Raw genomic sequence first — 21,111 nt, 5'->3', positions numbered from 1 at the left:
TTCTGGTGGTGCGGGTGCGGTGCAGGAGGCGGTGGTGCAGGAGGAGCGGGCCGAGCAGGAGGCGCGCGCTCAGTAGCCGGGGATCAGCGCCACGACGAGGTCGATCAGCTTGATGCCGACGAACGGCGCGACGACGCCGCCGACCCCGTAGACCAGCAGGTTGCGGCTGAGCACCTGCGAGGCCGACGCCGCGCGGTAGGCGACGCCCCGCAGCGCCAGCGGGATGAGCACGACGATGACGAGCGCGTTGAAGACGATCGCCGAGAGGATCGCCGAGGCCGGCGAGCTCAGCTGCATCACGTTCAGCACCCCGAGCCCCGGGAACACCCCGGCGAACATGGCCGGGATGATCGCGAAGTACTTGGCGACGTCGTTCGCGATCGAGAACGTCGTCAGGGCGCCGCGGGTGATGAGCAGCTGCTTGCCGATGCGCACGATGTCGATCAGCTTCGTCGGGTCGCTGTCGAGGTCGACCATGTTGCCGGCCTCCTTCGCGGCCGACGTGCCCGTGTTCATCGCGACGCCGACGTCGGCCTGGGCCAGGGCCGGGGCGTCGTTGGTGCCGTCGCCGGTCATGGCGACGAGCGCGCCGCCCTCCTGCTCGCGGCGGATCAGCGCGAGCTTGTCCTCCGGTGTCGCCTCGGCGAGGTAGTCGTCGACGCCGGCCTCGGCCGCGATGGCCTTGGCGGTGAGCGGGTTGTCGCCCGTGATCATCACGGTGCGGATCCCCATCGTGCGCAGCTCGGCGAAGCGCTCGCGCAGGCCGTCCTTGACGACGTCCTTGAGGTGGACGACGCCCAGCACCCGGCGCTCGCCCGTGGCGTCCGCGACGGCGACGACCAGCGGCGTGCCGCCCGCCTCCGACACGGCGTCGACCAGGCCCCGCAGCTGCTCGCGCCGGTCTGCGGGCAGGGCGCGCGCCTCCTCGGCCCAGGCGACGACGGAGGCGGCGGCCCCCTTCCGCACGACGCTCCCGTCGGGCAGGTCGAGGCCGCTCATGCGGGTCTGGGCGGTGAACGGCACGACGACGCTCCCGTCGCCCGCGGAGCCCGACGCGCCTCCCTCGTGCCAGCCCGTCGTCAGGGCGAGGTCGACGATCGAGCGCCCCTCGGGGGTCGGGTCGCTGAGCGACGCGGTCGCCGCGGCGTCGACGAGCTCGCCCGGGGCGACGCCGTCCAGCGGCACGAACTCCGACGCGCGCCGGTTGCCGTAGGTGATGGTGCCGGTCTTGTCGAGCAGCAGGGTCGTCACGTCGCCCGCGGCCTCGACGGCCCGGCCCGACATCGCGAGCACGTTGCGCTGCACGAGGCGGTCCATGCCGGCGATGCCGATGGCGCTGAGCAGCGCTCCGATCGTCGTGGGGATGAGGCAGACCAGAAGGGCGATCAGCACCGGGATGCTCACCGACGCGTCGCTGTAGGCGGCGATGGGGTTCAGCGTCAGGGTCACGACGACGAAGACGACCGAGAGGCTCGCGAGCAGGATGTTCAGCGCGATCTCGTTCGGCGTCTTCTGCCGCGAGGCGCCCTCGACGAGCCGGATCATCCGGTCGACGAAGGTCTCGCCGGGCTTGCTCGTGATGCGCACGACGACGCGGTCGGACAGCACGCGGGTGCCGCCGGTGACGGCGCTGCGGTCGCCGCCGGACTCGCGGATCACCGGGGCGGACTCGCCCGTGATGGCCGACTCGTCGACGCTCGCGATGCCCCAGACGACGTCGCCGTCGCCCGGCACGACCTCGCCGGCCACGACCACGACGACGTCGCCGAGCACGAGGTCGGACGACGACACCTGCTCCGAGGAGGCGCGCTCGGCCGAGGGGTCGCCGGTCTCGTCCCACGAGGCCACGCGTCGCGCCGTCGTGCTGGTCCGGGTCGCCCGGAGCGTCTCGGCCTGCGCCTTGCCGCGGCCCTCGGCCACGGACTCGGCGAGGTTCGCGAAGACGACGGTCGCCCAGAGCCAGAGCGCGATGGCCCAGGTGAACGACCCGGGCACGGCCGAGCCGCCGGAGGTCTGCGGTCCCGTGAAGACGCCCGCGACGGCGAGCACCGTCGTGTAGGCGGCGCCGACCTCGACGATGAACATGACGGGGTTCCGCCACATCAGGCGGGGGTCGAGCTTGCGGAGCGCGCCGGGCAGCGCCGCGGCGAGCTGGGCGACGCTGAAGGCGCCGCCGCCCCGGGACGAGCCCGAGCCGGCAGAGCCGTCCGTCGCGCCGTCGGCGCCCTGCTCGGGGGTGGTGGACTCGACGGACGAGCCGGTCGGCGAGTCGGTCGGTGTGTCGGTGGAGGTGGCCATGGTCAGTTCAGCCCTTCGGCGAGCGGCCCCAGTGCGAGCACGGGGAAGTAGGTCAGCGCCGTCACGATCACGGAGACGCCGGCGAGGAGGCCCACGAACTGCGGGCGGTGGGTGGGCAGGGTTCCCGCGGTCGCGGGCGCCTTGCCCTGGGCGGCGAACGAGCCGGCGATGGCGAGCACGAGCACGATCGGCACGAACCGGCCGAGCAGCATCGCGACGCCGAGGGCCGTGTTGAACCAGGGCGTGTTCGCCGTGAGCCCGGCGAAGGCCGAGCCGTTGTTGTTCGCGGCCGACGTGAAGGCGTAGAGCACCTCGCTGAAGCCGTGCAGGCCGGGGTTCCAGATCGACGTGCCCTCGACGTCGGCGCGCACCGCCGGGATCGCGAAGCTCAGCGCCGTGCCGGTGAGCACGAGGGTCGGGGTGACGAGGACGTACAGGCTCGCGAGCTTGATCTCGCGCGGCCCGATCGCCTTGCCGAGGTACTCGGGCGTCCGGCCGACGAGCAGCCCCGCGATGAACACCGTGATGACGGCGAGCACGAGGATCCCGTAGAGCCCCGAGCCGACCCCGCCGGGGGCGATCTCGCCGAGCATCATGTCGATCATCGCGACCATGCCGCCGAGCGCCGTGTACGAGTCGTGCATCGAGTCGACGGCGCCCGTCGAGGTGAGCGTCGAGGTCGAGCCGAACAGGGTCGATCCCCAGACGCCGAACCGCACCTCCTTGCCCTCCAGGGCACCGCCGGCGAGCTGAGGAGCCGTGCCGGCGCCCCGGACCTCCGCCCAGGTCATCGCGGTGAGCGAGACGACGGCGATGGTGGTCATGACGGCGGCGATCGCCCTGCCCTCGCGGGCCGAGCCGACCATGCGGCCGAAGGTGCGGGGCAACGAGAACGGGATGACGAGCATGAGCACGACCTGGAACAGGTTGGTCCAGGCGGTCGGGTTCTCGAACGGGTGCGCGCTGTTGGCGTTGAAGAAGCCGCCGCCGTTCGTGCCCAGCAGCTTGATCGCCTCCTGCGAGGCCACCGGCCCGCCCGGGATCACGGCCGAGCCTCCGGTGAGCGTGCCGACCGTCTCGGGCGCGGCGAAGGTCTGAACGACGCCGCCGGCCAGCAGCACGAACGCTGCGACGACCGCGAGCGGCAGCAGGATGCGCGTCACCGAGCGGGTGAGGTCGACCCAGAAGTTGCCGAGGGTGCCGCTGCGAGCGCGGGCGAGGCCGCGGATCAGAGCGACGGCGACGGCGATCCCGACGGCCGCCGAGACGAAGTTCTGCACGGCGAGGCCGGCGAGCTGCACGGCGTAGCCCATCGTCAGCTCGGGCGAGTACGACTGCCAGTTCGTGTTCGCGACGAAGCTCGCGGCGGTGTTGAACGCGAGGTCGGGCGGCACGGCCGGCAGGCCGAGGGAGGCGGGCAGCAGCGCCTGCGTGCGCTGCAGCACGTAGAGCAGGACGAGGCCCACGACCGAGAAGGCCAGGACGCCGCGGAGGTAGGCCCGCCACGTCTGCTCGGACGAGCTGTCGACGCCGATGACGCGGTAGAGCAGCCGCTCGGCCGCGAGGTCGCGGGTGCTCGTGAAGGTGCGCGCCATGTGGTCGCCGAGCGGCCGGTGCAGCACCACGAGCACCAGCACGACGGTGGCGATCTGGAGGAGGCCCGCGAAGGTGTCGTTCACGCCGGCCGCCTAGAACTTCTCGGGCGCGACGAGCGCGACCACGAGGTAGACGAGGGCGGCGACGGCGAGGACGACCGCGACGATGCCGAGGGCGGTCACAGGCGCTCCACCCCCTTCGCCACGAGGGCGACGACCGCCATGACGGCGACGATGGCGAGCAGGTAGACGAGGTCGAGCACGGTGGTGACTCCGAGTCCAGGAGGAGCGGGTGCGGCCGGCGGCGCCGGTCGCGTGCCCGACGGGGGCACGGTCACCCAGCAGACACCGGCGCACGGGTCCGCACGGCCGTCCTCACGGGTTCCCTACGGCGGCGGGCGGCATCCTCGCGGTTCGCTGACGCGGTGCGGCTGACTGGCGACGCGGAGCGGCCGGTCGGCGACGCGGAGCGGATGGCTCGCACGCGTCAGGGCAAAGAAAAAGGCCCCGTGCATCGATCTGGCGAGATCACAACGCGACGGGGCCCCGCGGAGCCGGTGGGATTTGAACCCACGGTTCCCACAAAGGGAACTCCACCTTAGCAGGGTGGTGCACTAGGCCGAACTATGCGACGGCTCCATGCGCAGTCTCGTGCGGGACGTGACGGCGCACCCACGATCATAGCGGGCCGGACGCGATCTGCCGAACCATGCCTCCTCGGCGGGCCGAGCCGCACCTCCTCGGCGCGACGAGCGGGCCTGCTCACCCGTGTTTCACCCGCTGATCCCCCTTTCGGGGGGCGTCCCGGCCTTGTCCACCTATATGCCGACTCATAGAGTACCCCTGGCGCCGGAGACGGCGGAGTCGTGCACCACCCGGCAGCACGGGGCGTCCCCGGACGCGACGGCTCCCCCCTGACAGCGCCGACCCCGACCTCCGACGCACTTCCCGACGCTGTGCCGCTCCCGACGCGGCACCGACCGGAGGCATCTCTGTCGACGACGACGTCGACGTCACACCCCCTGCGGTGCCGAACCCCTGATCCCGGCACCGCAGGGCCCCCCACGGCGCGTTCGGGCGCCCGCGCGGGGATCCCCGGTCGTCCCGGCGAGCTGGTTACTCGCCGGGGCGCCCTCTCTCCCGCCTTGCCGGGCACCGCGCCGGCGCCGGCGCCGGCGGCAGGACTACTTCTGCAGGAAGCCGACCGAGCAGGTCTGCTCGGCCGCCGACTGGCCCGTGAGGCCGGAGATGACCTCCGGGCCGGCAGGGGCCACGGCAGGGTCGGTCGGAGTGCCGGTCGCCGGGGTCGTGGGGGCAGGCGTCCCGGACGCGGAGGCGGCGGGAGTCTCGGGAGCCGCGGAGGCGCCTCCTGCGACGTCACCCGCAGCCGCGTCGCCCGCAGCCGCGTCGTCCATGGCGGCGGACGCCGCACCGAGCCCCTCGCTCCCTGCCTCGAGCGTGAACGGCTGGTCGGCCCGGACCGCGTCGAAGAGCTTCGTCGCGACCGACGTGATCGGCTGCACCTTGCCCGCGTAGACGCCGGTGCCCTCGGTCGTGCCGGGGTACTGGACGAAGTTGACCTGGTCGAGCGGGAGGTCGCGCAGCGCCGAGCCGATCTGCACCATGGTGCCGAGGTCGGTGAGCTGCTCGGACAGGGTCATGTTGCTCGCGGCCGCTCGTGCGAGGGAATACAGCTTGGTCGGGTTCGTGAGGGTGTCGGCGCTCTTGACCGTGCGCAGGAGCGACGACAGGTAGACCTGCTGGCTGCTGATGCGGCCGAGGTCGGATCCGTCGCCGACGCCGTGGCGCGTGCGGAGGAACTGCAGCGCCTGCTCGCCCTGGAGCACCGTCTCGCCGGCCTGGATGTCGAGGCCGGTGTAGCGGTCCTTGATCGGGGTCGCGGCGCAGACGGGGACGCCGCCGACGGCGTTCGACATCTCGATGACGCCGTTGAACGAGATCATGCCCGCGAAGGGGATGTCGAGGCCGGTCAGCTCGGACACGGTCGACACGACGCAGCTGAGGCCGCCGTACGAGTACGCCTCGTTCATCGGCCGGGCGGACATGGCCGAGTAGTAGCCGCTGCCGTCCTCCTTCGCGCAGGCGGGGATCGGGACCACCATGTCGCGCGGGATGCTCACGGCCGTCGCGTTGGAGTGGTCGGCCGACACGTGCAGCAGGATGTTGACGTCGTTGAGGGTGGCGTCGCGCTTGCCGAACGCGCCCTCGTCCTGGGCCGCGTCGTTGTCGGTGCCGACGACGAGCACGTTGAAGCCGCCCGGGTAGGCGTCGACGGACGGCGGGGACGCGACGACCGGGGTCTTCCCCTTCGCGGCGGGCAGCGCGACGCCCGTGCCGAGGTCCGAGCGCACCTGGTAGGCCGCGATGGCCCCGACGGACGCCCCGCTCACGAGCACGACGGCGAGGGCGCCGGCGACGACCTTGCCGATCGTGCCGAGCGGACCCGTGGCCCGGAGGCGCCCGTGACGGGCGACGCCTCGGCCCGAGGTCTCGGCCGCGCGGCGGCCCGTACGGCTCTCGGTGCGGCTGGCGGTGCGGTCGCGGTCGTCGGTCACGCGGAGTCCTCTCGGTCGACGCGGGCACGACGCGGACCCGGTGACGGTCGGCGGGGATCGTGCCTGCGCGATGGGCGGGCAGAACGGCATCGTAACGGGCGGAACCCGACGAAACGGTCCGTCGCCCAGAACGGGGGGCTCGTGGGGTTCAGGGGTAGCCGACGAACCAGAGCAGCACGACGGCGACGGGCTGCAGCACGACGCCGACCCCGAGCAGCACCCACCGGAGGCGCGGCACGGCCACGACCACGGGGTGGCCGAGCAGCGGCGCGACGGGCAGCAGCAACCTCGGCAGGCTCTGCTGCGGCAGGAAGACCGCGACGAGGTAGAGCAGGTAGCTCGCGGCGTACGACACGACCTCGACGCCCATCGCCTGCGTCGAGCGACGGGTGAACGCCCAGGCCACGACGCCGAGCAGCACCCCGACGAGCACGATCCCCGCCACGCCGAGGAACGTGCCCGCCATCACGAACCAGGGCGTCAGCGGGGCGAAGTGCTGGCGCCCGACGAACCCGACCCACCACGAGAGCTCGGTGTCGAGGTAGGCGCCCGAGCGGCCGGTCACGTGGTCCGCGATCACGGGCCACGCGAGACCCGCCGCCGAGATCAGCAGCCCGGCCACGACGACCGAGACGCGCTCGCGCCTCCTGAACCCTCGACCCTCGCGTCGCAGCCGCACGATCGCGGTCACGGCGAGCGCCAGGGCGAGCGCCAGCACGCCGGGCCGGGTGAAGGCGGCGACGACGCCGAACGGCACCATCAGCAGGTACTGCCGGCGCACCAGGGCCAGCAGCGCCGCGAAGGTGAGCAGCAGCATCAGGCTCTCTGCGTAGGCGACCTGCAGGACGAACGAGAGCGGCCCGAAGCAGAACAGGGCGACGGCCCAGAGGGCGCTCTGCGGGCCGACCGTCTCGAGGACGACCCGGTGCAGCAGCACCGCGGCGCCGCCTCCTGCGACCACGGCCACGACGAGGCCGATCGCGAAGAAGGCGTTCCCGGCGAGCTCGACGCCGAGCACGGACGCGACGCCGCGCACGAGCCCCGGGAACACCGGCAGGAACGCCCACGGGTTGGGCAGCACGTGGCCGTCGTCGTCGACGGGCAGCTCGGTCGGGTAGCCCTGCTGGGCGATGGTCCGGTAGAAGCTGGCGTCCCACGAGCCCGAGAAGGAGGCGAAGCTCGGGTCGGCACGATGGCTCGCGAAGGCCCAGCCCTGCGAGATCGCGAGCGAGAAGAGCCCGCCGAGCCAGGCGCTCGAGACGAGCCGCGAGAGGGCGTACAGCACGAGCACGACGACCACGGGAGGGGCGCCCTGCAGTCGGGGGCTGAGTCGCAGGCGCACCCCGTCAGCCTAGGAGGCGCCTCCTCGATCCCGAGATCCGTCCTGTCGATCGTCGGGAACCTTTTGTCATGGGTCGACAGAAGTGACAGAGTTGACGTGCACGCCCTCGATCTTCCTCTCCGGCCCTCCGGCCACCACGAGATCCACCACGACAAAGGAGTTCGCCATGACCTCGTCACCCTCCGTCCAGCTCTACACGGTCAGGGACGCCATCTCGGCCGACCTGCAGGGCGCCGTCGCCCGCGTCGCCGAGATCGGCTTCACCAAGGTCGAGCCCTACGACTTCGTCGCCCGCGCCGACGAGCTCGAGAAGGCCTTCGCCGCCTCGGGAGTCACCGCCCCCTCCGCCCACGCGCCGGTCATCGACTCGACCGAGCCCGAGCGCGCCTTCGCCGCCGCCGCCCAGCTCGGCGTCGGCACGGTCATCGACCCCTTCATCCCCAGCGACCGCTGGCAGACCGCCGACGACGCCCGCGCGATCGCCGACCGCGTCAACGAGCTGCAGGTGCAGGCGGCCGCGACGGGACTGAGGTTCGGCTACCACAACCACCAGTGGGAGTTCGCGAACAAGGTCGACGGGCGCCCCGTCTACGAGTTCTTCCTCGAGCGCCTGAACGACGACGTCGTGCTCGAGATCGACACCTTCTGGTCGACCGTCGGCGGCATGGACACCCCCGCGCTGTTGCGGTCGCTGGGCGACCGCGTCCAGTTCCTGCACGTCAAGGACGGCCGCATCTCGGGCGACATCGCCACCGCGCTGCCCAGCAGCGAGAGCGCCCTGGAGGTGCCCGAGGCCCTCGCCGCCGCGTTCAAGAACCAGACGCCCGCCGGCCAGGGCGACGTCGACGTCGCCGCCGTGCTCGCCGCCGCGCCGCACGCGCTGCGCGTCGTCGAGTTCGACGACTACAGCGCAGACGTCTTCGACGGCATCGCCGAGTCGCTCGCGTGGCTCGCGGAGAACGACAAGTGACCGGCGTCGAGACGGACGCCACCGGCGGGACCGGCCGCACGGGCCGCGTCGGAGTCGGCGTCATCGGCGCGGGCGTCATCAGCGGCACCTACCTCGAGAACATGACGAGGTTCCCCGACCTCGAGGTCCTCTTCGTCGCCGACCTCATCGCCGACCGCGCCCGGTCGCGCGCCGAGGAGTACGGCGTGCCCCGCCACGGCACCGTCGAGGAGCTGCTGGCGATCGACGAGATCGAGATCGTCGTCAACCTGACGATCCCCGCCGTGCACGCCGAGGTCGGCCGCAAGATCGTCGCCGCCGGCAAGAGCGTCTGGAGCGAGAAGCCGCTGGCCCTCGACCACACCTCGGGCAGCGACCTGCTGGCCGCGGCCGACGCCGCGGGCGTCCGTGTCGCCTGCGCACCCGACACCGTGCTGGGCGCCGGCATCCAGTCAGCGATGCGCGCGATCGCCCGCGGCGACATCGGCGAGCCGCTGACCGCGACGACGCTGTTCCACGTGCCAGGGCCCGACGCGTGGCACCCGGACCCCGAGTTCCTCTTCGCGAAAGGCGCCGGCCCGCTGTTCGACATGGGCCCGTACTACGTGACGACGCTCGTGCACGCGTTCGGCGCCGCGAGCTCGGTCAGCGCCGTCTCGTCGACGTCGCGCACCACGCGCTCGATCGGCAGCGGCCCCCGTGCCGGCACGGAGTTCCCCGTCGAGGTGCCGACGCACCACGCGGCGCTCATCTCGTTCGAGGGCGGGCAGTCGGCGCAGTCGACCTTCTCGTTCCAGAACGCGCTGCCCCGCATGGGCTTCGTCGAGATCAGCGGCACCGAGGGCACCATCGTGCTGCCCGACCCCAACACCTTCGAGGGCGACTCGACGATCTGGCGCTTCGGCCAGGACGAGCCGAGCACCCTCACGGCCGCGGGATCGACGTACGGCCGAGGCTCGGGCGTGCTCGACCTCGCCCGGGCGCTGCGCGGCGGCGACGCCGAGCGTGCGAGCGGCGCCGTCGCCTCGCACGTGCTCGATGTGCTGCTCGCGGTCAGCGAGGCCGCGGAGTCGCGCTCGGTCGTCGAGGTCGCCTCGACCGTCGCGAAGCCGCAGCCGCTCGCCGAGGCCTGGGACCCGTCCGAGGCCACGCTCTAGGTCGGCCCCGCCGGGACGACCCGGCCGCCTGCAGGAGGCGCGGTGCGAGCGAGGCTCGCGCCGCGCCTCCTGCGCGTCTGCGGCCGGGCGACTGCGCAGCCCATGCTCGGACCAGCCCGTCCTCCCCGGAGCGCGGCGGGTCTGCTTTCCGCAAATGCCGACCGCGCCCCCTGCAACAGCGGGTTTTCCCGTCACGATCGGAGCTGCAGGGCACCTGCGGTCGGCATCTGCGGCTCCGAGCGCACGCGGGCAGGAAGCCGATCAGCGCGCGACGGGCCCGAGGGACTCCCGCCCGGCCCGAGCCTCAGCGCCGGTTCGCGACCAGCGCCGTCGCGTACGACGGGAACCACACGCCCGCCGCGGGCCCGCCGTTGCACGTGCCGTCGCTCGCGCCGGGCGTCTTGACCCACAGCAGCGCGTCGAGCGCGCTCGTCCCCGAGGTCGCCACGCGGGGCGTCTGTCCGAGTCCGGCGCCGGGGGCGTTGCACCAGGTGCCCTTCCACCCGCGCCCGTTCCGGGACACGTCGATCACGTACCGAGCCCCGCCCGTCGCGGCGGAGACTGCGTCGGCGTAGGCCCGCTCCTGGTCGACCGTGTAGTAGTTCGCGACGTTCGTGTAGAAGCCGCGAGCCTTGTCGATCCCCGCCGCCTTGAGCCTGACGGCCATGTCCGCGGGCTTCACCCAGTTCGAGTTGCCCCCGTCGAGGTAGGCGGGCACGCCGGCGCGCGAGAAGGCGGCGACGGCGCTCGCGATCGTGGCGGTCCGGGTCGCGGTCAGGGCCGGGCACGAGCTGAGGTGCCCCAGCGAGTCGGGCTCGACCAGCACGACGGCACGGTGCCCCGCGAGCGCGGTCGCGACCTTCTGGTTCCAGGCCAGGTAGGCGGCGTCGCTCGCCGCGCCTCCTGCGGAGTGCCCGCCGCAGTCGCGCCCGGGGATGTCGTACGTGACGAACACCGGCGTCGTCCCCTTCGCCTCGGCGGCGGCCAGGTTCCGCTGGATCACCTTCACCAGCATCGCGTCGTCGTACCAGGAGCCGAGCCAGATCGCGATCGGCTGCGCCGCGATCGTGCGGGCCGCGGCGGCGTCGACGGTGCGCCCCTGGGCGGCGAGCTGGCTCGCGGCGGTGGCCGCGGGACCGTACTGCTCGACGTGCAGCCCGCCCTTGAAGACGGTCGCGGCCGACGCGGTGCGGATCGTCGAGGAGGTGGTGGTCGCGGTCGTGCGGGGAGCCGCGGCCTCCGCAGCCGAGCCGGGGAACGAGGAGGCGGGAGGCGCGACGACGAGACCGGCCGCGAGCGCGACGACGGCCCCGGCGACGACGCCCGCGCGGGCGAGGTCGATCACGGGAGGGTCCTTCGGGGTGAGGAGGTGGTGTGCGGGCAGGTGCGTGGAGGGTGCTGACGAGGAGGTGCCGGTCACGCCGGCCCGCTCGGCGAGCGCCGCGACTGGCTCAGTGCACCACGACGGCGCGGCTGCCCCTACCCCCCGTCCGGAGGCGCACGTCGCCCGTCTTCGGGGGTGGGGGTACGTCGCGCGTCCCCGCTGCGCAGGACTGGGGTGCGGGATCCTGCACGTCGGGTGGGCGCCTCCTCGACGCTCACGGTGCGCGCACTGTCCGCGCGTGGACCCGGCGCGGCAGCGTGCGGGTCAGAGGCGCGCGGCGGCGGCCTCGACGGCGGCGACCGCGGCGGCGACTCCCCCGCCCCAGGGGGCGCCGTGCCCGGGCAGCACCCACGTCGCGCCCGTGTCGACCAGGGCGCGCAGCGACGCGACGGCACGCTCGGGCTCGTCGGTGAAGGGCGCCGGCTGCGGCCCCTCCGCTCCGGTGAGCACGTGCCTGGTCGTCAGCGCGTCGCCCACGAACAGGGCGTCGGCGAGCGCCACGTGGACGGCGATGCTGCCCTCCGAGTGGCCGGGCACGCTGATCACGCGCGGCGAGCCGGGCAGGTCGAGCACGTCGCCGTCGTGGACCTCGACGACCTCGCTGAGCCAGGCCGAACGTGCGCCGCCCTTGCGGACGAAGTACGTGAGGAACTGCAGCATCGCGCCGATCTTCATCTGCTGCTTCAAGCCGGCGGGCTTGTCGCCGCCCTTCGCGCGGGAGGCGTCGGCCGCGTGGACGAAGACCGGCACCCCGTGCTCGCGGCGCAGCCACTCGGCGAAGCCCATGTGGTCGGAATCGCCGTGCGTCAGGACGACGCCGGCGACGTCGGCCGGTCCGAGGCCGAGCGAGGCGAGCTCGGCGAGCAGCTCGCGGCGGTGGCCGGGCAGGCCGGCGTCGACGGCGGTGACGCCCTCGGGCGTGACGACGAGGTAGGAGGCGACGATGTCGTTGCCGAGGCGGTGGACGTGCTCGCTGATCTTCATGATGGCTACGATACATAGCCATCATGGCTATGGTCAATAGGTATGGTGGACGGATGCCGACTCCCGACCGCACCTCCTTGGAGGCCATCGTCACCGCCGCCCGCGACCTTCTCGAGACGGAGGGGCTGGCCGGCCTGACCATGAAGGCGGTGGCCGAGCGGGTCGGCGTGCGCGCCCCCTCCTTGTACAAGCGGGTGCAGGGGCGGGACCAGCTGGTGCAGCTGGTGGCGGAGGCGACCCTCGAGGAGGTGGGCGCGCGGCTCGAGGAGAGCGCCGACCTGGGCGACCTGGTCGACCGGTTCCGCGCCTTCGGGCACGAGCGGCCGGCGGCGTTCCAGCTGGTCATGACGCCGGGGCCGGGCGTCCCGACCGCGCGGCCCGAGTTCGGTGCGGCGACGAGCCGGCCGATCCTGCGTCACGCGGGCGCCCTCGCGGGCGAGGACCGGGCGCTGGAGGCGGCGCGCACGGTGACCGCCTGGGCCGCCGGCTTCGTGAGCATGGAGCTCGCCGGCGGCTTCGGCCTCGGCGGCGACGTCGACGCTGCTTGGCGGTTCGGTGCGGAGCGGATCGTGGCGGCGGTGTCGACCGCCTGACGGCAGGTCTGCCGTCCCCGCTTCAACTGGTCGCCTGGCCTCCTCCGCGCTCGCCTGCCGGCTCGGCTGCCTGCCCGGCCGCCTGCCGGCTCGGCCGCCTTGGCCGCCTACGGCGTCGGCGGGTAGTCGCGCCGTTCGGGGATCACGCCCCGGACTCCCCCGCGGGGCGCAGGCACGTCGCCCGCCCACCGGGGGATGACGTGGACGTGGAGGTGCATGACCGTCTGGCCGGCCGCCTCCCCGACGTTGACGCCGAGGGTGTAGCCGTCGGGCGCGAGCTCGTCGTCCAGCTGGAGCCGCACCTCCTCGACCAGGGCGCCCAAGGCCGCGTGCTCGTCCACCGTCGCGTCGAACCAGGTCGCCACCTCGCGTCGCGGCACGACCAGCGTGTGGCCGGGCGAGACGGGGTTCGCGTCGCGCACCGCGAAGGCGAGGTCGTTCGCGGCGACGTGCTGGTCGGCGGGGATGCGCGTGAACGGCGACGACATGTGCACACCCTAGGGGCGCGCACTTGTGGTGCCGGGGGTGCGCGGCCAGGATGAGCCCGACCCGCTCGCGGCTGCCGTGCGCGTGGCTGCGGCTGCGGCTGCGGCTGCGGCTGCGGCTGCGGCTGCGGCTGCGGCTGTGCGAGCAACGGCGACGGGTCCACGACGAGAGGAACACATCATGGCGTCAGGCGAGCAGGGCTTCAGCAAGGAGGAGCGCGCGGCGATGAAGGAGCGCGCGGCCGAGCTGCGCGCCGAGGCGAAGCGGCAGAAGTCCGCGGACAAGGCGGCGGCCGAGCTGCAGGCGGTCCTCGACGCGCACGCCGCGATGCCCGAGGAGGAGCGGGTCGTCGCCGAGGGACTGCACGCCCTGGTCCTCGAGCACGCCCCGATGCTCGCCCCCAAGACCTGGTACGGGTTCCCCTCGTACGCCGACGCGGACGGCAAGATCGTCGTGTTCTTCCAGCCCGGCTCGAAGTTCGGCGGCCGCTACTCGACGATGGGCTTCCAGGACGCGGCCCAGCTCGACGACGGCGACATGTGGCCGACGTCGTACGCGCTCGCGAGCGTCGACGAGACGACGAGCCCCGTCATCGCGGCGCTGCTGCGCAAGGCGACCGGGCAGGGCGCGTAGCCGCGCCGCCCCAGCCCCACCCGCGCCTCCCTCACCGCCCGCGCCTCCCTCGTGCGAAGCTGACCGCATGGACCTCGTCGTGTCGCGTGCGCTCACCGTGCCCGCGGCCGAGCTCGTCTGGCGGTTCTCGCGCTCGTCGGGCCCGGGAGGTCAGCACGTGAACACGTCCGACAGCCGGGTGCAGCTCTCGTGGGACGTCGCCTCCTCGGCCGCCGTCAGCGACGACCAGCGCGACCTGCTGCTCGCCCGCCTCGGCGACCGGCTCGTCGACGGGACCCTGACGGTCACGTCGTCCGAGCAGCGGTCGCAGCTGCGCAACCGCGAGACCGCGCTGGCGAAGCTCGCCGACGTGGTCGCGGCCGGCCTCGCTCCCGACGCGGCGCCTCGACGTCCGACCCGGCGCACCCGCGGCTCGGACCGCCGTCGACTCACCGCGAAGAACGAGCGCTCTGCCACGAAGCAGCAGCGCCGCCGCCCGAAGGACGACTAGCGCGTCTCGACGCCGGCCGTGCGGCCGTGCTGGCCGCGGTGGCAGGGCGAGTCGTGTTGGCCGTGCCGGCCGTGCTGGCCGCGGTGGCGGGACGAGTCGTGGTGGCGGAGGGCGTGGGATTCGAACCCACGAGACATCTCTGCCCACTTGTTTTCAAGACAAGCTCCATCGGCCGCTCGGACAGCCCTCCCGGCACACCCGCCGGAGCCGGTGCGACCGCGCCGAGTCTAGCCGAGGAGGCGCGACACCAGCCGGGCAGGATCGCCGCGCTGCCGCCCTCCTCGTCGGGCGCCGCGGGGCTGATGCGTCCGCACCCGCCGAACCCGCGCGCACCCCTCCGCGCGAGCGAGGGTCCGCGCGGGTCCCGCGGGTCTCGGGGGCAGCAGGCCGCCGCGGCCCGCGAACCCGCGCGCGAGGACACCGCACCGGGTTTCGTACACTGCACCGGGTCTAGACGCGGTGCAGTGTACGAAACCCGGTGCGTGCGCCGCGCGACAGCGCCGCAGCGGCAGCTCAGAGCTGCGCGAGCGCCTCCGCGAGGCCGTCGTCGAGGTCGGTGCGGGTGCGCTCGTTGGCGACCTCGTGCACGTCGTCGGGAGCCTGCCCCATCGAGACGCCGCGGCCCTCGGCAGCGGCCCAGTGCAGCATGGCGATGTCGTTGCGGCCGTCGCCCACGGCGAGGACGCGCTCGCGCGGGATGCCGAGCTCGGCACGCACGCGCTCGAGGGCCGTCGCCTTCGTGACGCCGTCGGGCGCGATGTCGAGCCAGGCCGTCCAGCCGACGTTGTAGTTCACCTTCTGCAGACCCATTCGCTCGACCACCTCGAGGAAGTCGTCGGTGTCGTGCGACGGCGACACCACGACGACGCGGGTCGCCGCGATGTCGAAGAGCTGCTCGAACTCGACCTTCTCGGCACCGCCCGTGTGCTCCACCTGGGGGAACGAGCCGCAGTAGCGCATGACCCCGTCGCGGTCCTCGACGGCGTAGGCCGCCTCGTTCAGTCCCTCGCGGATGGTGGTCAGCACGTCGGTCGGGTCGAACTCCTCGACGTGGAACTGCGAGTAGCCGGTCGGCGCCGACTCGTCGCGACCCAGCGTGATCGCCCCGTTCGCGCAGACCACGTACTCGGACACGAGGCCGAGGCGGTCCATCACGGGCAGCGTCATCGACACGGACCGTCCGGTCGCGATCATCACCGCGTGCCCCTGGGAGGCGAGACGGGTGATCTGGTCGGCCACCGCCTCCGAGATGGTGCCGCCCTCTTGCATGATGGTGCCGTCGACGTCGAGCGCGACGAGCCAGCGCTCGTCGGCCGAGACGACACCCGGGCCGGACACGGCGCCCGAGCCAGCAGGCACGGGTGAGTCCGTCGCCACGTCGCCCCCGCTCACGCGACCGGCTCGATGACCTCGAGGCCGCCGAGCCACGGACGCAGCGCCTCGGGCACGACGACCGAGCCGTCGGCCTGCTGGTGCGTCTCGAGGATCGCCACCAGCCAGCGCGTGGTCGCCAGCGTGCCGTTCAGCGTCGCGACGGGCGCCGTCTTGCCGCTCTCGGTGCGGTAGCGGGTGTCGAGGCGACGAGCCTGGAACGTGGTGCAGTTCGAGGTGCTGCTGAGCTCTCGGTAGGTGCCCTGCGTCGGCACCCACGCCTCGATGTCGAACTTGCGCGCAGCGCTCGAGCCGAGGTCGCCCGCCGCCACGTCGATCACGCGGTAGTTGAGGCCGAGCGCCTGCATCATCGACTCCTGAAGGGCCACGAGCGCGTCGTGCTCCTGCTCGGCCTGGTCGGGGTGCACGTAGCTGAACATCTCGAGCTTGTTGAACTGGTGGACGCGGAGGATGCCGCGGTTGTCCTTGCCGGCGGCGCCCGCCTCACGTCGGTAGCAGGTCGACCAGCCGGCGTACCGGATGGGCCCGGCCGTCACGTCGAGGATCTCGTCGGAGTGGTACCCGGCGAGGGCCACCTCGCTCGTGCCCGTCAGGTAGAGGTCGTCGGCGGGCAGGTGGTAGACCTCGTCGGAGTGCGAGCCCAGGAACCCGGTGCCGGCCATGATCTCGGGCCGCACCAGCGTCGGCGTGATCAGCGGCGTGAAGTCGTTCTCGATCGCCTTGTCGAGCGCCATGTTCATCAGCGCGAGCTCGAGGCGGGCGCCGATGCCGCGGAGGAAGTAGAAGCGCGAGCCCGACACCTTCGTGCCGCGCTTGATGTCGATCGCGCCGAGCTTCTCGCCGAGGTCGGCGTGGTCGAGGGGCTCGAAGTCGAAGGAGGGGCGGGTGCCGACCTCGCGGAGCGTCGCGAAGTTCTCCTCCCCGCCGGCGGGCACGCCGTCGACGACGACGTTGCCGAGCGACCGGACGGCCTTGTCGAAGGCGGTGTCGGCCTCGGTCGACGCGGCCTGCGCCTCCTTGACCTTCGCGGCCAGCTGCTGGGCCTGCGCGACGAGACCGGCCTTCTCCTCCTTCGGCGCCTTGGCGACGGTCTTGCCGAACGCGTTCTGCTCGGCCCGCAGCTCCTCGAACGAGGCGATGGCCGAACGGCGGGCGGCGTCGGCGGCGACCGCGTCGTCGACCAGCGACTCCGACTCACCTCGGGCACGCTGGCTCGTCTTGATCACGTCGGGGGCATCGCGCAGCAGCTGGGGATCGATCACGGGTCCATCTTATGGACGCCCCCTGACGCTCGGCGCTCTCCCCAGGCACAGGTGCGGGCCGCGCATCCTTCCACAGGCGGTGCAGGAGGCAGGCCTCGCGTCGTGCCCGCCCGTTACGGTGGGCGGATGACGACCTCCCCCGCTGCCTCGCCCGCCGAGTCCCCCTCGGCGCCCGACGCCGCGACGGCCCAGAAGACGGCTGCCGTCGTCTACAACCCCATCAAGGTCGACATCGCGAAGCTCCGCGCGGCCGTGCTGCGGCACGAGGCCGAGGCCGGCTGGGGGCCGACCCGCTTCTACGAGACCAGCGTCGAGGATCCCGGCGGCGGCATCACCGCGACGGCCGTGGCCGAGGGCGCCGACGTCGTCATCGCGGCCGGCGGCGACGGCACGGTCCGCGCCGTGGCCGAGGCGCTCCGGGGCTCGCACGCCGCCATCGCCCTCCTGCCGAGCGGCACGGGCAACCTGCTGGCCCGCAACCTGGACCTCGATCTCGACCACCTCGACGGCTCCGTCGCCACCGCGTTCTCCGGCCGCGACCGCGCCATCGACCTCGGGCTCGTCGACGTCGAGCGCGAGAACGGCGAGCGGGAGCGCTTCGCGTTCGTCGTCATGGCCGGCATCGGCCTCGACGCCAAGATGCTCGCCAACACCAACCCGAAGCTCAAGGCCCGCGTCGGCTGGCTCGCCTACGTCGACGCCATCGCGCGCTCGCTCCGCGACGACAACAGCATGGTCATCCGGTACGACCTCGACGGCCAGGGCCGCAAGACGATGCGTGCCCACACGGTGCTCGTCGGCAACTGCGGGCTGCTGCCCGGCAACATCATGCTGTTGCCCGACGCCGCGGTCGACGACGGCGTCTTCGACATCGTCGCCCTGCGCCCCGACGGCTTCTTCGGCTGGGTGCAGATCTGGGTCAAGATCGTGTGGGAGAACGGAGTGCTGCGTCGCAGCTCGGTCGGACGCAAGATCATGGCGCACAGCCGCGAGGTGCGCACGGTCCGCTACTCGAAGGGGCGCGAGATCGTCGTGCGCCTCGACGAGCCGCAGGACTTCGAGATGGACGGCGACTCGGTCGGCAAGGCCGTCGCCATCAAGACGTGGGTCGACCCCGGGGCGCTGACGGTGCGCGTCCCGGCCTGACGACCGGCGCCTCCTCCGCTCCCCCGGCCGGGCACGCCGGACCGAGGGACGCGCTCGACCCCAGGAGGCGCGGCTCAGGCTCCCGAGACCAGCCCGCGCAGCCAGTCGCGCGCGTCGACGAACGCGTCGTCGTCGTAGCGCGGCACGACGACGACCGGGCGGGCGTCTGCCCGGGGGTACGACCCGAGGAACATGACGTTCGGGCTGAACCGCTTGAGGCCGAGCAGCGCGTCGGCGACGCGCTCGTCGAGCACGTGCCCCTCGAGGTCGATCACGAAGCGGTACCGTCCGAGGGCGTCGCCGATCGGCCGCGACTGGATCAGGCTGAGGTTGATGCCGCGGGTCGCGAACTGCTCGAGCATGTCGACGAGCGCGCCCGCGCCGTCCTCGGGCAGCTCGACGATGATGCTCGTCTTGTCGGCGCCCGTCGCGGGCGGCACCGGCACGGTGCGGCTGACGAGCACGAAGCGGGTCACGGCGTTGCGGTTGTCGCCGATCTCGCGGGCCAGCACCTCGACGTCGTGGTGCTCGGTGATCGTCGGCGGGGCCACCGCGGCGTCCGCGCGGCCTGCGCCGGCCGGCGTCGACAGCAGGTCGGCCGCCGCGGCGACGTTCGAGGTCGCCGGCAGGTGCCCGTGCCCCGGCAGGTTCGCCTCGAGCCAGAGGTGGGTCTGCGCGTAGGCGACCGGGTGCGCGTTGACGACCCGCACCTCCTCGAGGCGGGTGCCCGGACGCGCGACGAGCACGAAGTCGACCGCGACCAAGTACTCGCCGACGATGCGGAGGCCGGGCACGGTGGCCAGGGCGTCCTGCGTGGCCGAGACGCCGCCCTCGACGCTGTTCTCGATCGCGATCATCGCGGCGGCGCTGCGGCCGGAGACGACGTCGGCGAGCGCCTCGCCCACGTTGTTGACGCTGCGCCACTCGGCGCCCGCGGCCTCGGGCACCTGCTTGAGGGCCGCCTCCGTGAAGGTGCCGGCCGGGCCGAGGTAGCTGTAGGTCGACGAGGAGGCGGGGGTCGGCATGACGGAGAGCCTACTGATGGCAGATGGCGTGCTGACGACCGGGGGCCTGCTGATGTCCGAGAGCCCGCTGATGTCCGAGAGCCTGCTGAGCGCCGTGGCCGGGCAGCGACGGAGGTCGGCGGCTGGTGCCAGGATGAGCGCATGACCGATCGCGCAGGCACCCCCGCACTCGACAGCGACCTCATCGACACCGGTGAGCTCGTCGACGCCTACTACTCGCTCGTCCCCGACGTGTCGGTGCCCGAGCAGAAGGTCGTCTTCGGCACCTCGGGCCACCGCGGCTCGTCGCTCGACACCGCGTTCAACGAGACGCACATCGCCGCGATCACGCAGGCCATCGTCGAGTACCGCGCCGGCCAGGGCATCACCGGCCCCCTCTTCATCGGGCGCGACACCCACATGCTCAGCGCCCCCGCCGAGCGCACGGCGATCGAGGTGCTCGTCGGCAACGGCGTGCACGTGCTCGCCGACGCCGACGGCGGCTACGTGCCGACACCCGCGCTGAGCCACGCGATCCTCGTGCACAACGCCGACCCGGCCAACACCGAGAAGGCCGACGGCATCGTCGTCACCCCCAGCCACAACCCGCCCCGCGACGGCGGCTTCAAGTACAACCCCCCGCACGGCGGGCCTGCCGACAGCGACGCCACGTCGTGGATCGCGAACCGCGCGAACGAGATCATCGCGGCGGGCAACGTCGACGTCGTCAAGGCCGACGGCAGCGCCGGACGCCACGACTTCCTGCGCGGCTACGTGGGCGACCTGATCAACGTCATCGACATCGACGCCATCAAGGCGGCCGGCGTGAAGATCGGCGCCGACCCCCTGGGCGGCGCGAGCGTCGAGTACTGGGGCGCCATCCGCGACGTCTACGGCCTCGACCTGACGGTCACGAACCCCGGCGTCGACCCCACCTGGCGCTTCATGACGCTCGACTGGGACGGCAAGATCCGGATGGACCCGTCGAGCGCCTCCGCGATGGCCAGCGTCGTGCACCGCAAGGACGAGTTCGACGTGCTCACGGGCAACGACGCCGACGCCGACCGCCACGGCATCGTCACGCCCGACGGCGGCCTGATGAACCCCAACCACTACCTCGCGGTCGCCATCGACTACCTCTACACCCACCGCCCGCAGTGGCGCGACGACGCCGCGATCGGCAAGACGCTCGTGTCGTCGAGCATCATCGACAAGGTCGCCGAGAAGCACGGTCGTCGCCTGTGGGAGGTGCCGGTCGGCTTCAAGTGGTTCGTGCCCGGCCTGGTCGACGGCTCGGTCGCCTTCGGCGGCGAGGAGAGCGCCGGGGCGTCGTTCCTGCGCAAGGACGGCACGGTGTGGACGACCGACAAGGACGGCATCCTGCTCGCGCTGCTCGCCAGCGAGATCATCGCCGTCACGGGCAAGACCCCCTCGCAGCTCTACGCAGAGCTGACCGAGGAGTTCGGCGACCCCGTCTACGAGCGCGTCGACGCCGCCGCCAGCAAGGAGCAGAAGGCACGCCTCGGCAAGCTGAGCGGCGACGACATCACCGCGACCGAGCTCGCCGGCGACCCCATCACGGCCAAGCTGGCGGAGGCGCCCGGCAACGGGGCTGCGGTCGGCGGCCTCAAGGTGGTCACCGACAAGGCCTGGTTCGCGGCCCGCCCGAGCGGCACCGAGGACGTCTACAAGATCTACGCCGAGTCGTTCGAGGGCCCCGAGCACCTCACGCGTGTGCAGGCCGAGGCGAAGCAGATCGTCGACGCGGCGCTCGGCGCCTAGCCAGGCGCCGGACGGCGGGTCTGGCTCGACGGGCGAGT

The 21,111-nt window shown here is 72.8% G+C and carries 19 protein-coding genes and 2 tRNA genes; 7 read left to right on the top strand and 14 right to left on the bottom strand.

Annotated elements, in window-relative coordinates:
- Positions 1-69: 69 nt before the first annotated feature.
- The 7 genes from kdpB to IFT77_RS13795 all read right to left on the bottom strand — a co-directional run bounded on the left by kdpB (position 70) and on the right by IFT77_RS13795 (position 7,811).
- A complete protein-coding gene (kdpB, locus tag IFT77_RS13825; protein ID WP_192170314.1) occupies positions 70-2,298 on the bottom strand; it encodes a potassium-transporting ATPase subunit KdpB in 2,229 nt (742 codons plus the stop codon).
- Positions 2,299-2,300: 2 nt separating this feature from the next.
- Positions 2,301-3,977: a potassium-transporting ATPase subunit KdpA gene (gene kdpA / locus IFT77_RS13820; RefSeq protein WP_192170313.1), complete on the bottom strand. Its 1,677-nt coding sequence runs from the start codon at positions 3,975-3,977 to the stop codon at positions 2,301-2,303.
- 9 nt (positions 3,978-3,986) lie between these two features.
- Entirely contained in the window at positions 3,987-4,076 is a 90-nt protein-coding gene (locus tag IFT77_RS17555) for a potassium-transporting ATPase subunit F (protein WP_123547082.1), read from the bottom strand.
- Positions 4,073-4,231 carry a hypothetical protein gene (locus IFT77_RS17550; RefSeq protein WP_192042443.1) on the bottom strand — a complete coding sequence of 53 codons (159 nt, stop codon included), beginning with the start codon at positions 4,229-4,231 and terminating at the stop codon, positions 4,073-4,075. The genes IFT77_RS17555 and IFT77_RS17550 overlap by 4 nt, the downstream gene beginning before the upstream one ends.
- Before the next feature lie 211 nt (positions 4,232-4,442).
- A tRNA-Ser gene (locus IFT77_RS13805) sits at positions 4,443-4,532 on the bottom strand.
- Positions 4,533-5,077: 545 nt separating this feature from the next.
- Entirely contained in the window at positions 5,078-6,469 is a 1,392-nt protein-coding gene (locus IFT77_RS13800) for an LCP family protein (protein ID WP_371741066.1), read from the bottom strand.
- A gap of 148 nt (positions 6,470-6,617) precedes the next feature.
- A complete protein-coding gene (locus IFT77_RS13795; RefSeq protein ID WP_192042441.1) occupies positions 6,618-7,811 on the bottom strand; it encodes a mannosyltransferase family protein in 1,194 nt (397 codons plus the stop codon).
- A gap of 166 nt (positions 7,812-7,977) precedes the next feature.
- Here IFT77_RS13795 and IFT77_RS13790 point away from each other — a divergent pair, with 166 nt between their 5' ends.
- Complete coding sequence (locus tag IFT77_RS13790; protein WP_192170311.1) at positions 7,978-8,781, top strand: sugar phosphate isomerase/epimerase; 804 nt, start codon at positions 7,978-7,980, stop codon at positions 8,779-8,781.
- The gene (locus IFT77_RS13785; RefSeq protein ID WP_192170310.1) at positions 8,778-9,917 is read left to right on the top strand and encodes a Gfo/Idh/MocA family oxidoreductase; all 1,140 of its coding nucleotides are present in this window, start codon (positions 8,778-8,780) and stop codon (positions 9,915-9,917) included. The genes IFT77_RS13790 and IFT77_RS13785 overlap by 4 nt, the downstream gene beginning before the upstream one ends.
- Before the next feature lie 304 nt (positions 9,918-10,221).
- Here the strand turns inward: IFT77_RS13785 and IFT77_RS13780 are convergent, their stop codons facing one another.
- On the bottom strand, positions 10,222-11,337 hold the full coding sequence (locus IFT77_RS13780) for a glycoside hydrolase family 6 protein (protein WP_192170309.1): 1,116 nt from the start codon (positions 11,335-11,337) through the stop codon (positions 10,222-10,224).
- 228 nt (positions 11,338-11,565) lie between these two features.
- Complete coding sequence (locus IFT77_RS13775) at positions 11,566-12,285, bottom strand: MBL fold metallo-hydrolase (RefSeq protein WP_192170308.1); 720 nt, start codon at positions 12,283-12,285, stop codon at positions 11,566-11,568.
- A 53-nt stretch (positions 12,286-12,338) separates the two neighbouring features.
- On the opposite strand from IFT77_RS13775, the gene IFT77_RS13770 reads away from it, so the two are divergent.
- Entirely contained in the window at positions 12,339-12,878 is a 540-nt protein-coding gene (locus IFT77_RS13770) for a TetR/AcrR family transcriptional regulator (protein ID WP_192170307.1), read from the top strand.
- 107 nt (positions 12,879-12,985) lie between these two features.
- Here the strand turns inward: IFT77_RS13770 and IFT77_RS13765 are convergent, their stop codons facing one another.
- On the bottom strand, positions 12,986-13,366 hold the full coding sequence (locus IFT77_RS13765; protein WP_192170306.1) for an HIT family protein: 381 nt from the start codon (positions 13,364-13,366) through the stop codon (positions 12,986-12,988).
- 178 nt (positions 13,367-13,544) lie between these two features.
- Between IFT77_RS13765 and IFT77_RS13760 the strand changes: the two genes are divergently transcribed.
- Together IFT77_RS13760 and arfB are read left to right on the top strand one after the other, a co-directional pair.
- A complete protein-coding gene (locus IFT77_RS13760; protein ID WP_123547091.1) occupies positions 13,545-13,997 on the top strand; it encodes a hypothetical protein in 453 nt (150 codons plus the stop codon).
- A gap of 67 nt (positions 13,998-14,064) precedes the next feature.
- Complete coding sequence (gene arfB, locus IFT77_RS13755) at positions 14,065-14,487, top strand: alternative ribosome rescue aminoacyl-tRNA hydrolase ArfB (protein WP_192170305.1); 423 nt, start codon at positions 14,065-14,067, stop codon at positions 14,485-14,487.
- A 102-nt stretch (positions 14,488-14,589) separates the two neighbouring features.
- Here the strand turns inward: arfB and IFT77_RS13750 are convergent.
- The 3 genes from IFT77_RS13750 to serS all read right to left on the bottom strand — a co-directional run bounded on the left by IFT77_RS13750 (position 14,590) and on the right by serS (position 17,141).
- Positions 14,590-14,677 (bottom strand) — tRNA-Ser (locus tag IFT77_RS13750).
- Between the two features lie 323 nt (positions 14,678-15,000).
- Positions 15,001-15,864, bottom strand: coding sequence for an HAD family hydrolase (locus IFT77_RS13745; RefSeq protein ID WP_371741065.1), 864 nt, complete (start codon positions 15,862-15,864; stop codon positions 15,001-15,003).
- A gap of 11 nt (positions 15,865-15,875) precedes the next feature.
- Complete coding sequence (gene serS, locus IFT77_RS13740; RefSeq protein WP_192042432.1) at positions 15,876-17,141, bottom strand: serine--tRNA ligase; 1,266 nt, start codon at positions 17,139-17,141, stop codon at positions 15,876-15,878.
- Positions 17,142-17,267: 126 nt separating this feature from the next.
- Between serS and IFT77_RS13735 the strand changes: the two genes are divergently transcribed.
- Positions 17,268-18,287: a diacylglycerol kinase family protein gene (locus IFT77_RS13735; protein ID WP_192042431.1), complete on the top strand. Its 1,020-nt coding sequence runs from the start codon at positions 17,268-17,270 to the stop codon at positions 18,285-18,287.
- Between the two features lie 74 nt (positions 18,288-18,361).
- Here IFT77_RS13735 and pheA read toward each other — a convergent pair whose 3' ends face one another.
- The gene (gene pheA, locus IFT77_RS13730) at positions 18,362-19,312 is read right to left on the bottom strand and encodes a prephenate dehydratase (RefSeq protein ID WP_192170304.1); all 951 of its coding nucleotides are present in this window, start codon (positions 19,310-19,312) and stop codon (positions 18,362-18,364) included.
- A 141-nt stretch (positions 19,313-19,453) separates the two neighbouring features.
- Between pheA and pgm the strand changes: the two genes are divergently transcribed.
- Positions 19,454-21,073, top strand: a complete 1,620-nt coding sequence (gene pgm / locus IFT77_RS13720; RefSeq protein ID WP_192170302.1) for a phosphoglucomutase (alpha-D-glucose-1,6-bisphosphate-dependent) — start codon at positions 19,454-19,456, stop codon at positions 21,071-21,073.
- Positions 21,074-21,111: the final 38 nt, after the last annotated feature.

The sequence above is a fragment of the Frigoribacterium sp. CFBP 13729 genome (assembly GCF_014841875.1).
Classification (GTDB): domain Bacteria; phylum Actinomycetota; class Actinomycetes; order Actinomycetales; family Microbacteriaceae; genus Frigoribacterium.
The sequence above is the reverse complement of the archived record's forward strand: the minus strand, read 5'-3'. Positions and strand labels throughout refer to the sequence as shown.

Excerpts from the sequence above, each read along its gene's own strand:
- IFT77_RS13735 (WP_192042431.1), top strand. The coding sequence starts at position 17,268 with ATGACGACCTCCCCCGCTGCCTCGCCCGCCGAGTCCCCCTCGGCGCCC.
- kdpB (WP_192170314.1), bottom strand. The coding sequence starts at position 2,298 with ATGGCCACCTCCACCGACACACCGACCGACTCGCCGACCGGCTCGTCC.
- pheA (WP_192170304.1), bottom strand. The coding sequence starts at position 19,312 with ATGCCGACCCCCGCCTCCTCGTCGACCTACAGCTACCTCGGCCCGGCC.
- IFT77_RS13765 (WP_192170306.1), bottom strand. The coding sequence starts at position 13,366 with ATGTCGTCGCCGTTCACGCGCATCCCCGCCGACCAGCACGTCGCCGCG.
- IFT77_RS13770 (WP_192170307.1), top strand. The coding sequence starts at position 12,339 with ATGCCGACTCCCGACCGCACCTCCTTGGAGGCCATCGTCACCGCCGCC.
- IFT77_RS13790 (WP_192170311.1), top strand. The coding sequence starts at position 7,978 with ATGACCTCGTCACCCTCCGTCCAGCTCTACACGGTCAGGGACGCCATC.
- IFT77_RS13760 (WP_123547091.1), top strand. The coding sequence starts at position 13,545 with ATGGCGTCAGGCGAGCAGGGCTTCAGCAAGGAGGAGCGCGCGGCGATG.
- arfB (WP_192170305.1), top strand. The coding sequence starts at position 14,065 with ATGGACCTCGTCGTGTCGCGTGCGCTCACCGTGCCCGCGGCCGAGCTC.
- pgm (WP_192170302.1), top strand. The coding sequence starts at position 19,454 with ATGACCGATCGCGCAGGCACCCCCGCACTCGACAGCGACCTCATCGAC.
- IFT77_RS13775 (WP_192170308.1), bottom strand. The coding sequence starts at position 12,285 with ATGAAGATCAGCGAGCACGTCCACCGCCTCGGCAACGACATCGTCGCC.